Raw genomic sequence first — 22,332 nt, 5'->3', positions numbered from 1 at the left:
CATCCGCCCCATATCCCTAGTGTTAAAGGTGAGACCTTGACCAAAAAAAGTAGAGCAGCGAATTCTGGCGTAGAGGCGCTGCTAGGCTTTGAGTTTCAACGCAACTGCGCGCTGTACTTATTGCTAAACAACTACGCAGAAATTAGCCGTCGAGAGTTTTTCTTATGCATCGAGCATCATGATGATTTTTTGTTTTGCTATAGATCGGATTGCCTCAGAAACATAGAGGCAATTGAATCATATCAAGCAAAAAAACTTTCAGGCGGGATGTGGACGATTGATGCGAGATTTGCCGAAGTCATAGCTAAGATGCTTGACGTTGGAAATGCCTTAAGAAACGATCCCGTGCCTAAGTGCACAGATTACGCACACAGCTTAACTTTTATATCAAACACTGATATCAAATTAAGCTACTCACCAAAAAAAGCAGAAAAGCTAACAGGCAAAACCGACGTAGTCCACCTTCTCAATGAGCAAAACAGCAAAAGCCGTTATGATGACATACCTGAAGAGATAAAAAATAAAATAAAAGAAAAGGTACATGAACACTGCACTAAAGAAGCAAGCACCTTCAGCGAAGCAGAGTTCAGCAGTCTACATATTCAGTGGGTAGATTTCCCCCGCAACAAAAACTCTCAAAAAGACATATTAGTCGGGTTGATGCATAGAAAATTCCCTAATATTCCAGACCACTCAGCTGCGGTCGAGCTTCTTCTAAGTCTCTTTAGAGATGTTGAAGCCATATATAACCAAGGAAAAATCATCAACCTGCTCGACAAAACAAAAAGGGTTGAGGGTGCCGAAATAAAAAAAGCACTTAATATTATTGAGACAGAGCAAAAAACATTCGAGCTTTGGCGCAATAATTCATTAGAGCTAACACGAAAATTTCGCATCCCTCTGGGGGTTCAACGAAACCACGAAAATCACATTAGGAATACCTTCGAACTCCTAAAGGACATGAGCAACAACGAACACCAAATAATAAAAACATTTATTAAAGAAAATGATTACACTCTAGACTTCTACTCTTATGAAGAAATGCTTGGCGCATACATGACCAACATAAAAAATGCTAGCAATATAAACCTGGCGGATATTGATATTTTTTTTGCTGCGCTATGTGCATTTGTAGAATATTACGGCGAGAGTAAAAAATGAGCACGACCCTTACGTTTAACAGGCTATTTGTCAGTTCCGAATTACATGGCGCCTGCTTCTACAATGAATTTTCGCCAGGAGCCAATATAATCAGCGGGCGCAATACTTCGGGGAAGAGTTCACTCATACTGAGCTTACTGTATACCTTTGGCATTAATGATATCAAAGAGAGCCTGAGTGAGATACTAAGCTACCAGCCAACGTTCAGAGTAGACTTTTCCAAGACAGCTGAGGGCAAGGAAGATAAGTACTCGATTATAAGAACGCAAAGGTCGATCTACATTAAGGAACCGACTGGAAAAGTTGTACCTTTTCACGGCATCAATGCTGATAATAGTGCTGAGCACATCGCATTGAAGGAATACGTGCGAGGCTTGGTAGGATTCACTCTGCAGCTTGAGCAAAAGGGCGAGCTAAAACCAGCCCCTCTCGAAAGCATGTTCCTGCCATATTATATTTCGCAGTCTGTAGGCTGGGTGTATTTGCGAGAGTCGTTTTCCAATCTTCAATACTACAAAGGTTTTAAAGACGACTACCTAGACTATTACCTAGGCGTAAGTAATAGCTTTGATCGCGTCGAGCACAGACAGCTTACAAAAAGAAGAGACAACCTATCAGCCGACATTAACAATCTCAGGCGATACGGCAAAAGAGCTGAATTCCAGTTCGCCAAACTTGCCGACGAAGCGTTCGGTGCACAGGCAGAGGAGTACATAGAAAGCTATATAGAAATATCAAGCTCACTTGAGGAGGAAAGAAGAAAATACATAAATCTCTGCAACAAACTTTCCTTATTGCAGAACCACTACAAGATCCTCAAAAGAACCAAAAGCAATATTAAGAAGCAAAGCTACAATGATGTAGATCGCTGCCCGGCATGCACACAAATTCTCACGTACTCCCTGGAGGGCTTATACAGCTACTATCAAAAATACAATGATACCGTAGAGCTTGAATCACACATTACAGAGCAGTTAACAGATAAGAAATCAGAAATCCACACATCTAGCAAGAAAATCACGAGCATAAGCAATGAAATATCTAAAAACTACGGAGCTCTAACAAGCAAGTCCGTTGACGGCGTTACTTTTGATCAATGGATATCAAACAAAGCTAACGCTGCGCTATACAGAAAAATGCAAGCCGACATTGAAACGTTCGAGAATGAACTAGAGAGAATAAAATCTTCCCTTGACTCAATGATTACAGAAAAGGAAACCCTAACAAAGCGAACTAACAAAGAGACTGAGTTTAAAAGAGTTTTTGTAAAAAATATGTCGCAACTAGAACTACAACCGCTGACCGACAGTAGGTATCTAGATCTTTACAAAATCAGCTCTTTCCCTCGGCAAGGCGTTGAGCTTCACAAGACAGTAATGGCTTATCACTTTGCACTGAACTTTTTAATCGCGAACTCAAAATCGGCTCACAGGTTACCATTTTTGCTAGATGCAATCCTCAAAGAGGACATTGACGAAACCAACCTCAATGTCATTCTATCATTCATCGGCAAGAATCTACCTGCGGACACGCAAGCTTTCATTTCTATATCCGAGCACATCAAGGACGAAACTCGTGCTGATGAAGCTTTAAATCCCTTAGAAAGAATTAAAGTTAGCGAAATCAAAGATATTTACTTCCCCGAAAACTCCAAACTTATTTACATTGGAGAAGGAAAATTAGAACGCAGCTTCCTTTCTCAGCCTCTCGACAACCACCAAGAGATTTACATAGATACCGTCAACATAATCGCAGTTTGAATTTTACATATAAAACTGCCTAATTGGTGAAGAGACGATTAGGCCTCTGCCTGCTGAGTCATGAAGAACGGTCCCGCTCCCGTTTCGCGGTACAAAAAACAGTACACTAGCGGTACAGTGCGCAGCTTTTACAGATTTCGCTCAATTGCGCTAAAACCCCTCTACGGCGCTACTTTCAGCTCACTGTACCTACGCTAGCCTACGCACGATTTCACTAGGCTTGCAGCGTTTCTAGGCAACTCATAATCCTTTGGTCCACGGTTCGAGTCCGTGTGGGCCCACCATATAAATCAAAGAATTAAGCCAGCCTTCACGCTGGCTTTTTCTTTTTCTGGGGCTGTAAAAGTTTTTGAGCACCGCTTGAGTGCTGATCGGCAGCGCGATTTTTTGCGCAGCCGGGGAGCAACAATTGCTGCTTTCTGAATTTACAGAGTCGAGGGAGTGAATCGCTTGTTGTATCAGTGAGGCCTCTGATTACCGTGGGGCCGATGTAGCCGGCAACACTAACTTGACGCGATGAGCCGGTGTAAGCGCAGTGCTTAGTTGATCAAATAGACATGGGCGATGAATGCCTCGATCCTGGCGTGGGTGCTGGGAGTGAGCCCGCGTCGTGGCTTACGCGGGCAATCGAACCTCAAAAGTTGTTCCCTTCTGGGCTGTAGATGTCACCTCAATCTCTCCACCATGAGCCGTGACAATCTGTGAGGCGATGTACAGCCCCAGGCCCATTCCTGCGCAGGGTCCTTGATCATCCATCGCATGCTGCGAGAAGCGCCCCATTGGATTGAAAATAAACGGCATCACGTCATCGGCAATAGGTGTTCCCCAGTTGTGGACTCTGATAGTGCACTCTCCAGAGCGTGATGAAAGGCTGACCGTGATTGGCGACTCCGCGTCGCCGTGCTGCACTGCGTTGCTGATCAGGTTGGAGAAAACTTGCTCCATGCGCGACTCGTCAAACATACCGATCTCGGAAGCAGGCACTTCACAGATGATTGTCGAATTAGGGTGGGCAGCCCGCGTTTCGTCAACGATCCGCTTGCAGACTGAAGCTAGATCAGACTTCCCTCGCCGTATAGGCAGCGCGGGCCCTAGCTGAGTACGCGTGAAGTCGAGCAAATCCCCCACAATTTGGTTGGCTCGGTGCGCACTGCTGGAGATTTGTTCGATGATTTTGGCAGGTTTGTCGCCAAGATTTTCTTTGCGAAGAAGCACGTCTGCGCCTAGCAGAATGGCACCAAGGGGGTTGCGTAGATCGTGACCCAATATGCCTAGAAAAATAATGCGAGCAGCCTCGACAGCGCGGGAGTACCCGGCAATGGATTCAGCAAGCGCTTGATCAATGGCCTCGTTGAAGCGGGTCATGTCTTCAATTTCAAAGTCCGACCCTGATTTTATCTGGCCCATCCAGAGGCTTAGTACGCTCGCTCTCAAGGCGCGGTATTCCGAGACCATTTGATCGAGCGTGAAGCCCGCCATAAGTCTCGTTACGGCATGCGTCTCGGCTGCCGTCTGTTCACTGTTGTCGAGGTCAAGCCCGCGTGATTTATCTCGCTGTTGCTGCTTGGTCTGTGAGGTATTTAGGTCCTGCGTGATGGCACGCAGCATGTGACCTGCGTGGTCGCGCAACTCTTCAGCGTCGAGCGCTTTGCCAGGTGTCTTGATCGTCCGGGCAAAGTCTTCCCAAGATTGAAGAATAGATTCGATGTTTTCATCGATGAAAATGGACAGGCGCATTCCATCATCCTAGTGCCGATTCAGCATTGAAAAGTTAGGCGTTCATTGCCGCAAGCAGTCAGTAAAGCATGAATGACGGCTGCATATTACCTGCAGTCATTCGCCTGAACGGATGCGCGATAACGAATGCTGAAAAGCGCCGTTTCGCTTGCCCGAGGCAAGCCGACACTCGGTGGCGAACTCACGGTTCAAGGCGCCGAGCACTCGCGCATAAACCGTCATGCCACTGAGAGATCATCTTTCTGGATAGCGAAGATCTTCTGTCGGGCAACGGCTACCCATGCGGCGAGCATGGCTTGCGTCAGCTCTCTATCGAGACGTCGCTGCCGGATCTGCTCGCCCAAGCGCGCTGCGATGAGGCAATAGTCCATGTTCTGCATACGTAACAAAATGAAGTGGATGTAACGTACCTAACTCTAGAGGAGCTTAAAACTGCGGCAGCCGAGTACCTGAAAGTGTGAATTGGATGAACACTTTGCTGATCGTTCATCCAGCCCCCAGGATTTTTCAACGCTACTTGATGGTCTATGTCGCTACACCGGCTTTTTTCATTGACCGAATGCCGGGTTCACTGTGCCCAGATTGAGAGCCAGACGCTGGCGCCGCTGTGGATATGACTTTAGCCTGAGGCCATGATGACAACGCCCCCCACGCTTGAACGATCCCAGCCAGAACGCATTATCGTTGCCGATGACCATCCCGTTTTTCGAGAAGGCCTGAGCCGCATTGCGAAGCGGGTCTTTCCCCACGCCTGCATTTTGGAGGCTGGTGATATGCACGAGGTGCTTGCGCTGGCGGATGCCGGGGCGGCGCCCAGCCTGTTCATGCTCGACCTGTTGTTCCCAGGGCAATCGCCACAGGCCATTGGCGCGTTGCGTCAGCGCTTTCAGCGCAGCTCGATCGTGATCGTGTCGATGGTCGATAACCGTGAGTTGATCGATGAGGTGATGGCCGCTGGTGCGGACGGCTTCATCGGCAAGGCGACGCCGCCTGACGAAATTGGTGAGGCGCTGTTAGCGGTGCGTGCCGGCGATTTTGTGCTCACGCTCGGGCCGGCTGGCGTGCCGGCCTTCAGTGCGGGCAAGCATCTGCTGGAGCAGCTCACGCCGCGTCAGCAGGATGTACTGCGCTTGCTGGTGCGCGGCCTGGCGAACAAGGAAATCGCCCGTGAGTTGGATATCTCCCCCTTTACTGTGCGCATCCATGTGTCGGCGCTGATGCGCACGCTGGATGTCAGCAGCCGTGCTGCTGCAGCCGCCTTGGCGGCCAAGGCCGGGTTGCGCTAACCATCAGGCGGCGCGCGTTCTTAGCTTGAGTGCCACCAGCAGCGAGCGCAGCTCCGCCGGTTGTACGGGCTTGGACAATATCGGGATGTCGTCATCACCTACTGCCTCTTGTACGCGGCGAACGTCATGCCCGGTCATGATGATGGCCGGTATGTTGCGCCCGCTGAGCGCTCGTACATGCTTGATGCAGTCTGCCCCGGAGGCCTCCAGGCCGAGATCGAAGTCGGTGATCACCAAGTCGAAGTCCCGCGATGTGTCAGGCAAAGACGTGAAGGTGTCGACGCTACAGCCCCATTTCTTGAGCAGGGTTGCGGTGGCCAGTAATACGTTCTGATCATCTTCGATCAGGCACACACGCAAGCCGTCGAGCATGCGTGGCGAGGGGTTGGCGCTCTGTGCGGGCACGCTGGTGACGACGGGCGCGGCTACCCTTTGCAAGCCATCGATTGCCGCCAGCGTGCCGCGGCCCTCGACGGAACGAATGCGGATGCGCAGGTCCATCAGGGTTGCCAGGCGCCTGACGATGGTCAGCCCCAGGCCCATGCCTTCAACATCGCTGTCGCGCGCCTGGCGTATGCGATAGAACTCTTCGAAAATGCGCTCCAGGTGCACGGCTGCAATACCTCGGCCTTTGTCGTACAGCTCGATGGACAGGCTCTGGCCATTGCGACGGCAGCCGATCAGCAATGGCTGGCCGGGGGCGTACTTGAGGGCGTTGGAGAGCAGGTTTTGCAGCATGGTGGTCAGTAGGCCATGGTCGGCGCGCACGTATACCGGCGCACAGTGCAGGCGAATCTCTACTCCGGCCCAGCGGGCTGCCTCGGTGTTCTGCTGAATCAGATGCTCCAGCAGCTTGTGAAGTGGCAGGTCCTCCATCTGAGCGACCACCTTGCCGCTGTCCAGTGAGTAGATGTCGAGAATCGAGCGGAACAGGCGCGCAACGCTGTGCAGCGATTTGTCGATGTTTTCCACAAGGCGCTTTTGCTCGGTGTCTAGGCTACTGTCGCGCAGGCAGGCGGTGAACAGGCTGATGGAGTGAATGGGCTGGCGTAGATCGTGACTGGCCTGCGCCAGGAATTGTGACTTGGCCAGGTTGGCGGCCTGCTCCGCTTCGGTCGCCCGGCGCGAGCGTTTGAGCAGGCTGTGTATATATGCCGGCACCATCAGAGTGGTGAGCACTAGCGTGAATATGAGGTAGGGCTGCGACTGCCAGTAAGCCGACGTGGCGACGATTATCAGCAGCGAGGCTGTGGCCATGATGGTCGCCAGCAGCAGATAGCCCGACCTGTAGCGCAACCCGTAACCGACAGTTACCCAGAGTAGAACGGCGTAGATCGGTAGCATGGGAGCGCCGCCGGTGGAAATGACCAGCGTGATGGTGGTGTAGTCGATGAGCATGGTGAGCACTCGCCGCACCGGTCTATTGCCTGGGCGGCGGCGGATGTCGAGCCACAGCGCCAGGGCCGCGGCACAGTAAGCAGTCTCGAACAGGACGATCTGCCAAGCCACTTCTTCCACGATCATGGATAGGTAGTACAGCGCCAGCGCGTAGCTAATGGCGATTGGCGAGATGATCAAGCGCACGACCGCCTGAGCGCGTTCTACGTCGTAGGCGCGGGAGGTGGTTACGGACATGGGAATTCCTTACAAACCATACGACTTGGATCCGCTCACCATAGGCCGTAGGCAGTTGCAGGCGCAATACACCATCAACGGTACAGAGTGCCTCTAGCACACCCGTACTATTTCGCTGCCAATACACCCTTTCTAAACTTGCGGGCATCGCTTAGGCACCCGGCCGTAGGCATGTCATCGAGGATAATACTCACATGAGCATCAACGGAACGCTGCGAGCACTGCTCATCGCACCGATGCTGGTTACCCTTGCTGGGTGCCTGCCGCAGAACACGCAAAGCCAGGGCCTGCACAGCTCGCAGGTAGCCAATGGTGCGGCGCCTTGCACGCCGAGCACCTCCGACAGTCTGATCTCCTCAGGGCGTAGCCTGCTGAGCATCGCCAACTCGGTGTTGGAAACCCAGCAGAGCCTGCAAGGCAACTCCACCACCTATACCCAGCGCATGCAGGCAGCCGAGAAGGCTCAGAAGGTCAACCAGGGTAACGACGTGCTCAACAATGTCGAGAGCATGACTGCTGGCCTGGGCGCCGGGTCTCCGTGCACGGCTGCCGCTGCACCGGCTGCTGCCGTGCGTTGATCAGGGCTGCGCTATAACCGTGTGATCCCCGCTTGAACGACCCGCCGAATAAGCCGCGCTATTGCGCGGCTTATTCGTTATGGCCTGCAGCCTGAGAATCGAGCGATAGCGGTGCCGCGCTGCTGGGCTGGCCAGTGCGTTTTACAGGTACAAAAAAAGCCCGGCATGAGCCGGGCTTTCTCGTTTGCAGCGCTAGCGCTTACTTGCCGTAGACCGGCAGTTTGGCGCAGATGGCTTTGACCTTCTCACGTACGGCGTCGATCACCGTTTCGTTGTTCAGGTCGGCCAGGATGTCGCAGATCCAGCCAGCCAGTTCGCGGCACTCGGCTTCCTTGAAGCCGCGAGTGGTGACGGCTGGGGTGCCGAAGCGCAGGCCGGAGGTCACGAACGGGGAGCGTGGGTCGTTTGGCACCGAGTTCTTGTTGACGGTGATGAAGGCTTTGCCCAGCGCGGCGTCAGCGTCCTTACCGGAGATTTCCTGCTTGATCAGCGAGAGCAGGAACAGGTGGTTTTCGGTGCCGCCGGAGACGACGTCGAAGCCACGCTCGATGAATACGCCCGCCATGGCCTTGGCGTTCTTCACGACCTGCTGCTGGTAGGTCTTGAACTCAGGCTGCAGCGCTTCCTTGAAGCAGATCGCCTTGGCAGCGATGACGTGCTCCAGCGGGCCGCCCTGGGCGCCTGGGAATACGGCGGAGTTGAGTTTCTTCTCGATCTCGGCGTTGGCCTTGGCGAGAATCAGACCGCCGCGCGGGCCGCGCAGGGTCTTGTGCGTGGTGGTAGTGACCACGTCAGCGAACGGCACTGGGTTCGGGTACACGCCAGCGGCAACCAGACCAGCTACGTGGGCCATGTCGACGAACAGGTAGGCACCGACCTTGTCGGCGATGGCGCGGAAGCGCGGGAAGTCCAGCACTTGCGAGTAAGCGGAGAAGCCGGCCACGATCATTTTCGGCTTGTGCTCGACCGCCAGACGCTCGACTTCGTCGTAGTCGATCAGGCCGTTGGCATCGATGCCGTACTGGATGGCGTTGTACAGCTTGCCCGACGAGGAAACGCTGGCGCCGTGGGTCAGGTGACCGCCGTGGGCCAGGCTCATGCCGAGGATGGTGTCACCGGCGCTCAGCAGAGCCAGGTAGACCGCTGCGTTGGCTTGCGAACCGGCGTGCGGCTGGACGTTGGCGTAGTCGGCGCCGAACAGCTCCTTGGCACGGTCGATGGCCAGTTGCTCGACCACGTCGACGTGCTCGCAACCACCGTAGTAACGCTTGCCCGGGTAGCCTTCGGCGTACTTGTTGGTCAGCACGCTACCCTGGGCTTCCATCACCGCTGGGCTGGTGTAGTTCTCCGAGGCGATCAGCTCGATGTGCTCTTCCTGGCGCAGAGCTTCTTGCTGCATGGCTTCGAAGAGCTCGGCGTCGTACTTGGCAATGGTCAAATCACGGCTGAACATGGCAATCCCCTGAAAGTCAGCTGGGCGGAGTAAATAGGGGGCGGATTCTACCGCATCCGGGCTGGCCAGGCATATGAAGCGTGATCATGACCGGTACAAGCGGCGCTCACTCAGCGCCGCTTGCTGTGCTGTCAGCCGAGCATGAACAGGCTGCGCCCGCAGAATTGCGCCTCGAACTGGTGGGCCGGCATTGGCCGGCCGAGCAGGTAGCCCTGCACCTCGTCGCACTCGTGAGTGCGCAGGAAGTCGAGCTGCTCCTGAGTCTCCACACCCTCGGCGATTACCGACATGTTCAGGCTGTGAGCCATGGCGATAATGGCGCGGGCGATCTGCCCGTCCTGCTCGCCCTGGGGTAGGCCGTCGACGAAGCTGCGGTCGATCTTCAGCACGTCGATGGGGAACTGCTTGAGGTAGTTGAGCGACGAGTAGCCGGTGCCGAAGTCGTCAATGGCGATGGATACGCCCAGGTTCTTCAGGTCGGTGAGTGTCTGCAGTGCTGCGCCAACGTCCTGCATGAGGATGCTTTCGGTCAGCTCCAGCTCCAGGCACGCAGCGCGAAGGCGGCTTTCGGTCAGGGTGCGTTCGATGCGTTGGCGCAGATCGCCATCGCTGAACTGGCGAGCCGAGAGGTTCACCGACACCTTTGGTACGCGGATCTTGTTGTGGTGCCAGATGTTCAGCTGGCGGCAGGCTTCGGCCAGCACCCAGTCGCCGACTTGCACGACCAGGCCGAGTTCTTCGAGCACCGGGATGAATGCATCGGGCGCCACCAGACCGCGTGTCGGGTGCTGCCAGCGTAGTAGCGCTTCCACGCCGGTGAGGCGCTTGCCGTTGCCGGAGAACTGCGGTTGGTAATGGAGCAGGAATTCGCCCTGTTCCAGCGCGTGACGCAGGTCACCTTCGAGCTCCAGACGCTCCAGGGCGCTGGCGTTCATGTCGGCCTGGTAGAACTGGAAGTTGTTCTTGCCGCGTTCCTTGGCGTGGTACATCGCCGTGTCCGCGTTTTTCATCAGCTGGCTGGGTTCGTTGCCATCCTGCGGGCCAAGAGCGATGCCGATACTGGCGGTGACGAAGAACTCGCGGCCTTCGAGCACAAAGGCCTGGGCCAGGCTGGCGAGAATCTGTTCGCCCACGTGAATGGCGCGGTGCAGCGCCGTATCGCGGCTGGCGCTGGAGCGCAGCAGCAGGGTGAATTCGTCGCCGCCCATGCGCGCCACGGTGTCGTCTTCACCCACGCAGGCGGCCAGGCGCACGGCCACTTCCTTGAGCATGCGGTCGCCGGCGGCGTGGCCGAGGGAGTCGTTGATCGGCTTGAAGCGGTCGAGGTCGAGGAACATCAGCACCACCCACTCGCGATGCCGTTCGGCATGCTGCAGGGCAGTGTGCAGGCGATCCTGGAACAGCGTGCGGTTGGGCAGCTGGGTCAGGGCATCGTAGTAAGCCAGGCGGTGAATGCGCTGCTCGCTGGCCTTGCGTTCGCTGATGTCGCTGAAGAAGCACACGTAGCTGACTAGGTCGCCTTCCTCGTCGTGTACGGCGGTGATGCCAACCCACGCCGGAAAGTTCTCGCCATCGCGGCGCTTGAGCCAGATTTCGCCTTCCCAGCTGCCGCGCTGTTTCAGCTGCGCGAGCACGTAATGCAGGTGAGTGCTCTGCTGGCTTTCGGCGGTGAGCATACCCGGCAGTTGGTCGAGCACCTGCGCGGAGCTGTGGCCACTGACCCGGCTGAACGCGTTGTTGACCTGCACGATATAGCCGGCCGGGTCGGTGACCAGAATCGCCGCCGTGGAGTGCTCGAATACCGTGGCAGCCATGCGCAGGTCTTTCTCGGCGCGGCGTTGCTGGGAAATGTCGCGGCCCACACCCAGCAGGCCTTCGAATTTGCCGCTGTCGTCCCACATTGGCAGCAGGCGCAGCTCGACGGGAATCTTGCGGCCGTCGGCGCGCAGAAAGTCGATCATGAACAGCTGCGGCGTGAGTGTCTGGCGCAGCTCCTGCAGTTGCTGCTGAACACCCAGAGCACCGCGGATGCGCTCGAGCATGGCGTATACCGCTGCCAGATGCTGCGGGTTGGTCGCCAGGCGGCCGAAGCCGTGGGCCTGCACCCACGCGGCGGGGTAGCCCAGCACCGTTTGCACCGAGGGGCTGACGTAGTTGAGGTTCAACTCGCTGTCAGTGGAGAAGATCACGTCGCTGATGCTTTCGGCGAGCATGCGGTAGCGGCGCTCGTTCTCGCGCAGCGTTTCGTTGCGGGAAATCTGCCCGGTGATGTCCTTGGCGACGCTGACCAGGCGGCTGACCCAGCCATTGCCATCGCGCGCCAGGGCCTGCTCGGTAATGCTGAACCAGCGCCAGGAACCGTCGCTGTGGCGCACGCGCACCTGTGATTCGAGCAGCACGCCATCGCTCAGAACGCGTTGCAGGTTGCGCACGCGCGCGTGCAGATCAAGATCGTCGGGGTGGACGATGCGCTTCCACCAATCATCGGCATGGTTGCTCAAGCTGCCGGCGTCGTAGCCCAAGCGACTGGCCAGATCATGGTTGCTGAACAGCATCGTCTGGGTGGAAAGGTCGGTGACGTAAAGCGTATCGGGTACGGCGCGCACCACCTCGGACCAGAAACGCTCGCGCTCGACCAGCGACAGCTCCATGCGCTTGCGGCTGGTGATGTCGCTGATGCTCAGAGCGACGGCGTGCAGGTCCTCGGGGCTTTCCGGCAGGCGCATCACCAGCCATAGATGGCGAGTGATGCCGTTGGCGCCCTCGATATGGCTTTCCAGTTCCAGATGGCCGCCGCCGTCGAGCAGCGCGGCGCTGAGCTGTGCGCGGAAACCATCGGCACGTACCGCGCCACGGTTGATCAACTGCTCCCACGCCTGTTCGGTAGTGCTCACGCCAAGCAGACGCAGGGCGATCTGGTTGGTTTCGGTGAAGCGCATGTGTCTCAGCAATTCGCCGTGACGCTGCGGGTTGGCCTCTAGCCAGGGCTTGAGGTCGGCGCCGCTGCTCATGCCCTGTTCGCGCAGGAAATGGTAGAGGCCGGCGAGGTCGAGCACGCAAAGCGCAGTGCCGGTACCGTCGAAAATATCCTGATAGCGGCGACGGGTTTCCTGCAGCACGCGGGTGGCTTGCTGCTGCTCGGTGACGTCACGCAGCACCCAGACGAAGCCTTGCTGGCGGCCGGCTTCGTCGAGATCGCTGCGGGTAATATTGAACAGGCGGGGCTGGCCGTTCTGGTGAATCTCCACCACGTCGGCGCCTTGATCGCTGTGAAACGCGGTGGCGTGCAATAACAGCGGGTCAAGGCGCGGCAGCAGCTCCAGCAGGTGCCACTCGCGGGCATGCTGAGTGGCCAGGCCGAACATCGCTTCGGCCTGGGGGTTGAGGTAGGTCAGCCGGCCGGTGGCATCGGTGACCAGCACCCGCTCTTCGATGGCGCCCAAGGCGCCGGCGGCCTGATGCAGCGAATGCCGTGAGGCGGCGTTGAGCGCGTACAACCGGCTTTGCTCGCGCACCAGGCGATACAGGGCAAATAGCGTGAGCAGGCTGAACAGGGTGAACAGCAGGATCTTGCCGAGCATTTCCGGCAGTATCTGGGCCTGTACCTTGTCTTCGTCGAGCATCGCCCGTAGCTGCCAGCGCGAGCCAGGCAGATCCTGCAACACGATGGTCTGCGCCTGGTTGGCCGCGGTGATCTTCGGGAAGTTGCGTTGCCCTGCCATGGCGTCCCGCGAGTCGGCGATCACACGTTGGTTGGCGGCATCTTCCAACTGCCAGGAAACATCTTTCTGCATTGCGCCTGGCAGCCAATTTTCCAGGGCACTGGAATGCAGCCGCACCGCCCAGTAACCATCATCCTCGCGCAGCAGTAGGTTGAGGTGGCCGCCGTCTGCTGGATTGAATAGGTAGTAATAGCTGTGGGTTGCGCTATGCCTAATCAATTCGGCAAGCATCGCCTGTTCGGCCGGTGGCATGGGGCTGCCCGGGCGCGGCTGGCCGTTGGCATCCAGGTGCACGAGGCGCTGCAAGGTCGGGAAGACCGTGCGCAGGTTATCCAGGTAGCGCTGTTGCTGCTCGAAAGAGTCGGACGGCCCGCGGGTGGCTCTCAGTACCGCGGAGCCGGCGTTGGCCATCGAGGCCATGTTCAAGCTCAGTTGTTTGGCCAGCTGTTCGCTGACCGCCAGGCTGAGTGCGCGCTGGTTTTCCTTGAGTTGGCGGAATTCGAATTGCAGTTGCCAGAACAGCAGCGTCAGCATGCTGAACACCAGCACGATCAGCGCACCTTTCAGTGAAGGGCGCATGGGCTTAATCATGGGATCGCGGCGCGGCCGCGTGATCTCTGGGGCTGACACGTGATGACGTCCTGCAACGGGCGGGGGTCGAGTAGGTAGGTAAGGCTGCAATAAAGGTTAACTCAGGGCGTCCGCTTCCCAAGCCGGCTAGCATGCCATAAATGTGGCGAAGTGCCATCCTTGGGCGACGAGTGTCGCGCGTCGGTAACTCTTCCTAGTCTGGTAAAGATCGCCGAAAATACCCGGTTCGTGCTGCGCCGTCAGCCTTGCAGGTTGTCCTTTGCTTGCAGAGGCCGGCGCAGGCTGGCTCGCTCCCCGGCGCGGCATTTATCCGTTTGCGTGGCGCCGCGTCTTGGCATAGGGTGCGCGCCATCGTTGCCATTTATTAGTGAGGTCTGAATTTTGGCTCAATACGTCTACACCATGCATCGGCTCGGCAAGGTCGTGCCGCCGAAGCGCGAGATCCTCAAGAACATCTCCCTGTCGTTCTTCCCCGGCGCCAAGATCGGCGTACTCGGCCTCAACGGTTCGGGCAAATCGACCCTCTTGAAAATCATGGCCGGCGTCGACACCGAGTTCAACGGTGAAGCCCGCGCCATGCCTGAGCTGAATATCGGCTACCTGCCGCAGGAGCCGCAGCTCGACCCAAGCAAGACCGTGCGTGAAGTGGTTGAAGAGGCCGTCAGCGTGGTCAAGGACGCCCAGGCGCGTCTGGACGAAGTTTACGCCGCCTACGCCGAGCCGGATGCCGACTTCGACAAACTGGCCGCCGAGCAGGCCAAGCTGGAAGCCATCCTGCAGGCCAGCGATGGTCACAACCTGGAGCGTCAGCTGGAAGTGGCCGCCGATGCGCTGCGCCTGCCGGCCTGGGACGCCAGGATCGAGCACCTGTCCGGTGGTGAGAAGCGCCGTGTGGCCTTGTGCCGCCTGCTGCTGTCGGCTCCCGACATGCTGCTGCTCGACGAACCAACCAACCACTTGGACGCCGACTCCGTCGCCTGGCTGGAGCGTTTCCTCCACGACTTCCCGGGTACCGTGGTTGCGATCACGCACGACCGTTACTTCCTCGACAACGTCGCCGGCTGGATTCTCGAACTCGACCGCGGCGCGGGCATTCCGTATGAAGGCAACTACTCCGGCTGGCTGGAAGCGAAGTCGTCGCGTCTCGCGCAGGAGTCCAAACAGCAGTCGGCCCATGAAAAGGCCATGAAGGAAGAGTTGGAGTGGGTGCGCAAAGGCGCCAAGGCTCGCCAGTCGAAATCCAAGGCTCGTTTGCAGCGCTTCGAGGAAATGCAGTCGCAGGAATTCCAGAAACGCGCCGAGACCAACGAGATTTATATCCCGGCCGGCCCGCGTCTGGGCGACAAGGTCATCGAGTTCAAAAACGTCACCAAGGGCTACGGCGACCGCGTACTGGTGGAAGACCTGTCGTTCAGCGTGCCGAAGGGCGCCATCGTCGGCGTCATCGGTGGTAACGGTGCCGGTAAGTCGACCCTGTTCCGCATGCTGATGGGCAAGGAACAGCCGGACTCGGGCAGCATCGAGATTGGCGAAACCGTGCAGCTGGCCTGCGTGGATCAGAGCCGTGACGACCTGGACGGCAGCAAGTCGGTCTGGGAAGCGGTCTCCGACGGCATGGACATGATCAAGATCGGTAACTACGAAGTGCAGTCGCGTGGCTACGTGGGGCGCTTCAACTTCAAGGGCGCCGACCAGCAGAAGTTCGTCAAGGACCTCTCCGGTGGTGAGCGTGGCCGCTTGCACCTGGCCCTGACTTTGAAGGAGGGCGCCAACGTCCTGCTACTCGACGAACCGTCCAACGACCTCGACGTGGAAACCCTGCGCTCGCTTGAAGACGCGCTGCTGGACTTCCCTGGCGCCGCCATTGTGATCTCTCACGATCGCTGGTTCCTGGACCGCGTGGCGACCCACATCCTCTCTTACGAGGACGACGGCGTGCTGTTCTTCGAAGGCAACTACACCGAGTACGAAGCCGACCGTAAGAAACGCCTCGGCGACGCCGCCGCCCAGCCGCACCGGGTACGGCACAAGAAACTGGCGCAGTAAGCGCTGTTGTGGAAAACGGAGCCTCAGGGCTCCGTTTTTTATGGCTGTGTTCTTGGGGGCGTTTTCGAATTGCTCTCGTTTCGATGACTGCAAAGTGGCGGTAGCTGCCGTTCGCGTAACTCGTAGGAGGGGCTTTAGCCCCGAGCTCTTTGCACCCTCATAAAGCTCGGGGCTAAAGCCCCTCCTACAAAAGCGGCGGCGCCCGATGTCCGCTTCTGCCTTGCTACCGACTATCCATGGAAATAGGCATTCGCCGGTACCCAAAGATCGCGACCAAGCCTCAGGCGCGGCTACCCATCTCGACCCGCAACGCCTTGCCGGTCGGCGTGCAACGAACGGTCACCGGGCAGAAGGCTTCTATCACTTGGATATTGCTCTGCAGGTGCTCGCTCAGGTGCGTGGTGGTGAAGCTGCCTGAACCTGCTAGCGCCATCGGCAGCAACAACTGGTCTGCCAGGTGTTCAGCCACCGCTGCCCCGCTGGCAAGCCACTGACGCAACGGTTCGACGGCTTGGTCCGCGACGGCTTCGGCGCGCACGCCGTTCTGGCCGAAAGCGCAGAACTGCTCGGTGAGCTGCTCGCAGGCTACCGTCAGCATCAGGATATTGCCCGGGCCATGTTCCTGATCCAGCCAGGTGCAGCGCAGGTTGGCGTCCGGCCACTGCAGGCGTTTGCCGACACGCGCCAGCTCACGTTCGCCGACGTGGCCGGGAATCCCTGCAAGCAGCACCTCGGCGCGCTGTTCGAGCACGGCGCCACGTTCGTGCAGGTGCAGAGGCGTCAGCTGCGACGGCTGGATGAAAGCCTCCAGCGCGCCGCCACCGGCCGGCACAAAACCATGGCGTTGCAGTTGTAGCTCGACCTGCCCACCCATACGTCGCAGCAACGGCAGCCAGGCCCCGTCGAGAAAATCGAATGGCGGCGCAGCCGGGTTGTGGGTGCCACCGCTGATATGCACGCGACTCGGCTCGGCGGCTTGCAGCAGGGCCGGCAGGATGGTTTGCAGCACCAGCGTGCAGCTGCCCGCCGAACCGATGGCGAAACGGTATTCGCCGCCGCGGATTGGGCCGGGGCGAAATACCAGGCTGGTCGCGTGGGGCTCGGCACCCTGAACGTCGGCGCCACTGATTTCGGCTGCGGCCAGTACCGCGGTCAGGTGCTGGCGCAGCAGGCCTGGCCGGCTGCGCTTGGCGCGAATGTTGGCGATGCGAAACGGCGTGCCGGTGATCATCGACAGGCTCAGCGCCGTGCGCAGTACCTGCCCGCCGCCGATGGCGCCGTCGAGTTCGAGCATGTCTTTGTTCATCTATAAATCCTTGGTGATCGTTCCCACGCTTCGCGTGGGATTACCTACCGGGCCGCGCCGCGTCCCGCTCAGCGGTGGACTGGGTCGAGCAGGCGACACCCGGGATATCACCCCGGGTATCGCTGTGCTCGACCTGGGCTACAGGCGTGGCTCAGGCATAGCGGCCAACCATCTCGCGCAAGTAGGCATCGAGCAGGCCGCTGTCCGCCTGGGTACGCGGCAGCGCCGGCACCGGCCGTTTCAGCTGCGTCTCGATAAAGGCGTGCAGGGCAGGGCGGCGCGGACCGTAGGCAGACTCGTAGGCGCTGCGCTTGAGGGCCAGCAGCTCGTCCACTTCGACCAGCAGCGGCGCATCGTCTACCGTCTGCAACAGCTCGGCGAAGGTCATCGGCGGCCGGCCACGACCCTGGTCGATCCACAGCACGGCGAGCAGCGGGCGCAGCACATAGAAATACTTCTTCAAGCGCACCGTCTCGTCCTGCAAGTAGCCACGAAAATTCTTCCTGGCCATCGACAGGTAGTGATTGCGCGCCGCCGGCGGGCTGTAGAAGTGCTCGGCCAACTCGCGCAGGCGCGCCGTGGCTTGATCTTCCTGGCGGTACACCAGGGGCGAGTCGAGCCACTCCAGCAGCGTCGGGTTGGACTTGCGCAGCAGGCCGAGGGTCTTGCGCAGCTCCCAGCCGCTGACGTCCAGCTCGTCATCCAGTGGGCGTTCGATCACGTCGCGGCCCGCATCGACCTGGACGAACCAGTCCGGCTTTTCCACGTAGACGAAGCGCACGTCGTAATCGCTGTCCGTCGAGGCGAACCCCCAGGCGCGGCTGCCCGACTCGCAGGCGTACAGCACCTTGACGTTGCGCTCGCGCTCGACCCGTTCGAGTTCGGCCAGCACCCGCGCGCGCATGGCGTCGCTGAGGGGGTGGCGTTGTTGCATATCCATGTCTTTCTATCCTTGTTCAGTCTGTCGCGCTGGCGGCTAGCGCGGACAATGTCCGACGTCGCGGGTTGTATAGCGTGAGGCACCAGATGCCCCACCATTCCTTGCCGTCGTCGAAATAGTCGCTCCAGGCGCTGCGCTGCGGCTCTCTGTCTGCATCGCCGGCCCAATCAAGCACCTGCAGCCCTTCGTCGGGGTACAGCCGCAGCACCTGCAGCCAGTCGCGAAAATCCGCCACTTGCAACTGGGTGCCGTAGGGCGGGTCGCGGAAGTTGCGGCACAGCAGACCGTTCTCGCTGGCCAGCCCCCGGATTGCGTCGGCCGTGAGCGTCTGCGGGCGGGCCTGGGCCACATCCGCCGCCAATTCGGGCCAGCGGTGGTTCGCATAACTGGCATCCTGAGCGATGAGTTTTTGCTGCCAGATTCGGGCGCGCTCCTGAATGCTCTCGAACAGCAGCCCCAGCACCTGCCGATGCTCCGCCTCGCCAGGCTTGGCGGTCGGGTCGAGCGTGGTCACCACGAAGTCGAACACGCAGCCCGCCTCTTCGAGGCGGGTGCGCAGTTCATCGAGTCGCTGGCTTTGCATCGGTTGCAGCATGGCCTCACCTCATCCTTTCACGCACACCACCTGACGCAGGGTGTGCACAACTTCCACCAGCTCGCGCTGGGCGTCCATGACCTGGTCGATGTCCTTGTAGGCCATCGGGATTTCGTCGATCACGTCGGCGTCCTTGCGGCATTCGACGTGGGCCGTGGCCTTGATCTGGTCGGCCACGGTGAACAGCTTCTTCGCCTTGGTGCGGCTCATGGTGCGCCCGGCGCCGTGGCTGCAGGAGCAGAACGCCTCCTCATTACCCAGGCCGCGCACGATGAAACTCTTGGCCCCCATCGACCCGGGGATGATCCCCAGTTCGCCTTTCTTCGCCGACACCGCGCCTTTGCGCGTTACCAGCACCTCTTCACCGAAGTGACGTTCCTTCTGCACGTAGTTGTGGTGGCAGTTCACCGCTTCCAGCGCGACTTCGAACGGCTTGGCGATCACCCCGCGGGCCGCCGTGACCACCGCGTGCATCATCAGCGCACGGTTCTGCTTGGCGAAGTCCTGGGCCCAGCCCACCGCTTCCACGTAGTCGGCGAAGTGCTGGCTGCCTTCCTCGAAGTAGGCCAGGTCGCGATCCGGCAGGTTGGCGATGTGCTGGCGCATATCGGCCTGGGCCAGTTCGATGAACAGGTTGCCAATGGCGTTACCCACGCCGCGCGATCCGCTGTGCAGCATGAACCAGACCCGATTCGCTTCGTCCAGGCACACCTCGACGAAGTGGTTACCGGTTCCTAGGGTTCCCAGGTGTTTGCGGTTGTTGGTCTTCTCCAGCCGCGGGTACTTGTCGGTGATCGCCTTGAAGCGATCGCTCAGCGCCGACCAGGCGTGGTCGGCCAGCTCCGGCACGTTTTCCCAGGCGCCTTTATCGCGAGCGCCACGGCCGGTGGTTCGACCATGGGGTACGGCCTTCTCGATGGCGGCACGCAGGCCGGCCAGGTTGTCCGGCAGGTCATGGGCCATCAGCGAGGTGCACGCGGCGATCATGCCGCAACCGATATCCACCCCGACCGCTGCCGGAATGATCGCGCCGATCGTGGGAATCACGCTGCCGATGGTCGAGCCCTTACCCAGGTGCACGTCCGGCATCACGGCCAGGTGCTTGAAGATGAAGGGCATCTTCGCGGTGTTCATCAGCTGCTGCTTGGCGTCTTCCTCGACCGGAACGCCTTGCGTCCACAGCTTGATCGGCTTGCCATTGGCGACTTCCAGCAGGTTGTAGGTTTTCTCGTTCATCTCGTCACACTCCTGTTTGCGTTATGGCCCGGTCGGCGTTGGGGCGTTCCCGGCCATCGCGAATCCGTTTGTTCAATCGGCAGGCACGGCAGCGTACTGCCGTGGAAAATACCTGCCCTTTACACAGCTCGTACCACCAGCGCTGCTGGGCTGCCGTCCAGATCTGCCCAGCGCCGCAATCACGGCAGGTGAACGGCAGGTCCTGGTACCAGCCGCGCTGGACGAAAAGCGGTTCGTCATAGCTGTGGTAAGGCGTAAGGCTGGCTCGGTTGACCGCAAGGCTGCCGGGTGGCGGCGTCTGGCTCGCAGGCCAGCTGGCCGATGCAGCCTGGCGCAGCTTGCGTTTTGCGCGTGCCTCGCGGATTTCCCGGCGGCGTTGCTTGTTGCTTTTCACTGAATCTTCTCCTGCGCTGTGCAGGTTCTTTTCAGGCCTGCTCAAGCGCTCCCGTGTTTCTTGCCGATTCAGCTTTCTGCAAGCCGCATCAGTGATTCGCTCAGGATGGATATAGCGATAGCCGTGCCAGTTCTTTTTTGAAAGCCCGTTTTTATTTTATGTTTTTGATAATTAAGGATTTTTATTTTTATATCGATCATCGTGATGCGATTGATGGCTGGTTTTGTCTGAGTATTTGGATAATCTGGTATCAGAATTTATCTCTATGGATAAACTATGAAAGCTAAGAAAACCGTCGCCATCGGCTTTATCGGCGCCACCCTGGATCGGGTCGGCAAGGGCGCCAATCGCTGGAACAAGTGGCGGCCGAGTATCGGCCTGTGCCAACAGTCCGACCTGCTGATCGATCGCCTGGAGTTGATCCACGGCACCGATGCGCGCGACATCAGCCTGGCCGAACGCATTCGCGCCGACATTGAGCAGATCTCCCCGGAAACCGAGGTTCGCCTGCAGCCGATGCACCTGCGTAACCCCTGGGATTTCGAGGAGGTGTATGGCGCGCTGCATGACTTCACCAGCGGCTACGCCTTCGATACCGAGCGTGAGGATTACCTGGTGCACATCACCACCGGGACTCACGTGGCGCAGATCTGTTGGTTCCTGCTCACCGAGGCGCGCTACCTTCCGGCGCGGCTGGTGCAGACCTCGCCAGCGCGCAAGCGTGATGAAGCGGCGCAGGTCACCGGCACGCATGCGCTGATCGACCTCGACCTGTCTCGCTACGACCGCATCGCCACGCGCTTTCAGCATGAGCGGTTGGAGGGGCTGGCGTTTCTCAAGTCCGGTATCGCCACGCGCAACGCGGCGTTCAACCGTTCCATCGAGCAGATCGAGCGGGTCGCCGTGCGCTCCTCGGCACCGATGCTGCTGATTGGCCCGACCGGTGCGGGCAAGTCGTTCCTGGCTCGGCGCGTCTTTGAGCTCAAGCGCAGCCGGCACCTGGTCGATGGCCGCTTCGTCGAGGTCAACTGCGCGACCCTGCGCGGCGACGGCGCCATGTCGGCACTGTTCGGCCACATCAAGGGCGCCTTCACCGGTGCGCAGAACGCCCGCGATGGTCTGCTGCGCGCCGCCGATGGCGGCATGCTGTTTCTCGATGAGATCGGCGAGCTGGGGCTGGACGAGCAGGCCATGCTGCTCAAGGCTGTCGAGGAAAAGCGCTTCTTCCCCATGGGCGCGGACAAGGAGGTGAGCAGCGATTTCCTGCTGATCGCCGGCACCCATCGTGACTTGCGCGTGCGTGTGGCCGAAGGGTTGTTCCGTGAAGACCTTTACGCGCGGATCAACCTGTGGACCTTCGATTTGCCAGGGTTGGCCGGGCGCCGCGAGGACATCGAGCCGAACATCGATTTTGAGCTGCAGCGTCACGCTCGCGAGCAGGGGCGGATGGTGCGTTTCAATCTGGAGGCGCGGCGCCGTTACCTGGCCTTCGCCAGCTCCGGCGAGGCCGCCTGGCAGGGAAATTTCCGCGAGCTGTCGGCCTCGATCACGCGTATGGCGACCCTGGCCGACAGCGGGCGCATCGACGAGGCTCAGGTGCAGGAGGAGATCGAGCGGCTGCGGCGCGCCTGGGGCGTTTTGGAACCGGAGGATGGCCTATCGACTTTGCTGGGCGAGGCAGCAGGTGATATCGACCTGTTCGACCGTCTGCAACTGCAGGCGGTGATCGATATCTGTCGGCAGGCGGACAGCCTGTCCGAGGCCGGCAGGCGTTTGTTCGATATTAGCCGCCAAGCCAAGGCGCAGCCCAATGATGCCGATCGGTTGCGCAAGTACCTGACGCGCTTCGGTTTGAGCTGGCAAACCGTGCGGGGTGAGTGATTATTTTGGTG

At 58.9% G+C, this 22,332-nt stretch carries 15 protein-coding genes and 1 pseudogene; 6 read left to right on the top strand and 10 right to left on the bottom strand.

The features are described from left to right. Positions 1-36 precede the first annotated feature (36 nt). Positions 37-1,161: a dsDNA nuclease domain-containing protein gene (locus tag BUC40_RS02450; protein ID WP_073262261.1), complete on the top strand. Its 1,125-nt coding sequence runs from the start codon at positions 37-39 to the stop codon at positions 1,159-1,161. Further along, the gene (locus BUC40_RS02445; protein WP_073262259.1) at positions 1,158-2,921 is read left to right on the top strand and encodes a hypothetical protein; all 1,764 of its coding nucleotides are present in this window, start codon (positions 1,158-1,160) and stop codon (positions 2,919-2,921) included. The genes BUC40_RS02450 and BUC40_RS02445 overlap by 4 nt, the downstream gene beginning before the upstream one ends. Positions 2,922-3,536: 615 nt before the next feature. Here the strand turns inward: BUC40_RS02445 and BUC40_RS02440 are convergent. Beyond that, entirely contained in the window at positions 3,537-4,658 is a 1,122-nt protein-coding gene (locus BUC40_RS02440; protein ID WP_073262257.1) for a sensor histidine kinase, read from the bottom strand. A gap of 96 nt (positions 4,659-4,754) precedes the next feature. After that, positions 4,755-5,029 (bottom strand): annotated as a pseudogene (locus BUC40_RS23060) (helix-turn-helix domain-containing protein). A gap of 261 nt (positions 5,030-5,290) precedes the next feature. Between BUC40_RS23060 and BUC40_RS02430 the strand changes: the two are divergent. Further along, positions 5,291-5,944: a LuxR C-terminal-related transcriptional regulator gene (locus tag BUC40_RS02430; protein WP_083593289.1), complete on the top strand. Its 654-nt coding sequence runs from the start codon at positions 5,291-5,293 to the stop codon at positions 5,942-5,944. Positions 5,945-5,947: 3 nt separating this feature from the next. Here the strand turns inward: BUC40_RS02430 and BUC40_RS02425 are convergent, their stop codons facing one another. Next, positions 5,948-7,579: an ATP-binding response regulator gene (locus tag BUC40_RS02425; protein WP_073262253.1), complete on the bottom strand. Its 1,632-nt coding sequence runs from the start codon at positions 7,577-7,579 to the stop codon at positions 5,948-5,950. 194 nt (positions 7,580-7,773) lie between these two features. Between BUC40_RS02425 and BUC40_RS02420 the strand changes: the two genes are divergently transcribed. Further along, positions 7,774-8,157 carry a hypothetical protein gene (locus tag BUC40_RS02420; protein WP_073262251.1) on the top strand — a complete coding sequence of 128 codons (384 nt, stop codon included), beginning with the start codon at positions 7,774-7,776 and terminating at the stop codon, positions 8,155-8,157. Positions 8,158-8,356: 199 nt separating this feature from the next. Here the strand turns inward: BUC40_RS02420 and glyA are convergent, their stop codons facing one another. Continuing rightward, positions 8,357-9,610, bottom strand: coding sequence for a serine hydroxymethyltransferase (gene glyA / locus BUC40_RS02415; RefSeq protein WP_073262249.1), 1,254 nt, complete (start codon positions 9,608-9,610; stop codon positions 8,357-8,359). Positions 9,611-9,741: 131 nt separating this feature from the next. After that, positions 9,742-13,911, bottom strand: coding sequence for a sensor domain-containing protein (locus BUC40_RS02410; RefSeq protein WP_139272101.1), 4,170 nt, complete (start codon positions 13,909-13,911; stop codon positions 9,742-9,744). A 393-nt stretch (positions 13,912-14,304) separates the two neighbouring features. On the opposite strand from BUC40_RS02410, the gene ettA reads away from it, so the two are divergent. Continuing rightward, positions 14,305-15,969 (top strand): energy-dependent translational throttle protein EttA, encoded by a 1,665-nt coding sequence (ettA, locus tag BUC40_RS02405; RefSeq protein WP_073262247.1) that lies wholly within the window; start codon positions 14,305-14,307, stop codon positions 15,967-15,969. Between the two features lie 280 nt (positions 15,970-16,249). On the opposite strand, the gene rtcA is transcribed toward ettA, so the two are convergent. The 5 genes from rtcA to BUC40_RS02380 form a co-directional block, all read right to left on the bottom strand. Continuing rightward, complete coding sequence (rtcA, locus tag BUC40_RS02400; protein ID WP_073262245.1) at positions 16,250-17,275, bottom strand: RNA 3'-terminal phosphate cyclase; 1,026 nt, start codon at positions 17,273-17,275, stop codon at positions 16,250-16,252. 151 nt (positions 17,276-17,426) lie between these two features. Then, positions 17,427-18,215 carry a nucleotidyltransferase domain-containing protein gene (locus BUC40_RS02395; protein ID WP_073262243.1) on the bottom strand — a complete coding sequence of 263 codons (789 nt, stop codon included), beginning with the start codon at positions 18,213-18,215 and terminating at the stop codon, positions 17,427-17,429. A gap of 16 nt (positions 18,216-18,231) precedes the next feature. Continuing rightward, the gene (locus tag BUC40_RS02390; RefSeq protein WP_073262241.1) at positions 18,232-18,810 is read right to left on the bottom strand and encodes a hypothetical protein; all 579 of its coding nucleotides are present in this window, start codon (positions 18,808-18,810) and stop codon (positions 18,232-18,234) included. A gap of 9 nt (positions 18,811-18,819) precedes the next feature. Further along, positions 18,820-20,046 (bottom strand): RtcB family protein, encoded by a 1,227-nt coding sequence (locus BUC40_RS02385; RefSeq protein ID WP_073262239.1) that lies wholly within the window; start codon positions 20,044-20,046, stop codon positions 18,820-18,822. 4 nt (positions 20,047-20,050) lie between these two features. Further along, on the bottom strand, positions 20,051-20,440 hold the full coding sequence (locus BUC40_RS02380) for a zinc-ribbon domain-containing protein (protein WP_073262237.1): 390 nt from the start codon (positions 20,438-20,440) through the stop codon (positions 20,051-20,053). 276 nt (positions 20,441-20,716) lie between these two features. Between BUC40_RS02380 and rtcR the strand changes: the two genes are divergently transcribed. Next, complete coding sequence (gene rtcR / locus BUC40_RS02375) at positions 20,717-22,321, top strand: RNA repair transcriptional activator RtcR (protein ID WP_073262235.1); 1,605 nt, start codon at positions 20,717-20,719, stop codon at positions 22,319-22,321. Positions 22,322-22,332 lie beyond the last annotated feature (11 nt).

It is taken from the genome of Phytopseudomonas punonensis (genome assembly GCF_900142655.1).
Lineage (GTDB): Bacteria > Pseudomonadota > Gammaproteobacteria > Pseudomonadales > Pseudomonadaceae > Aquipseudomonas > Aquipseudomonas punonensis.
This window is presented reverse-complemented; position numbering and strand designations above follow the sequence as displayed.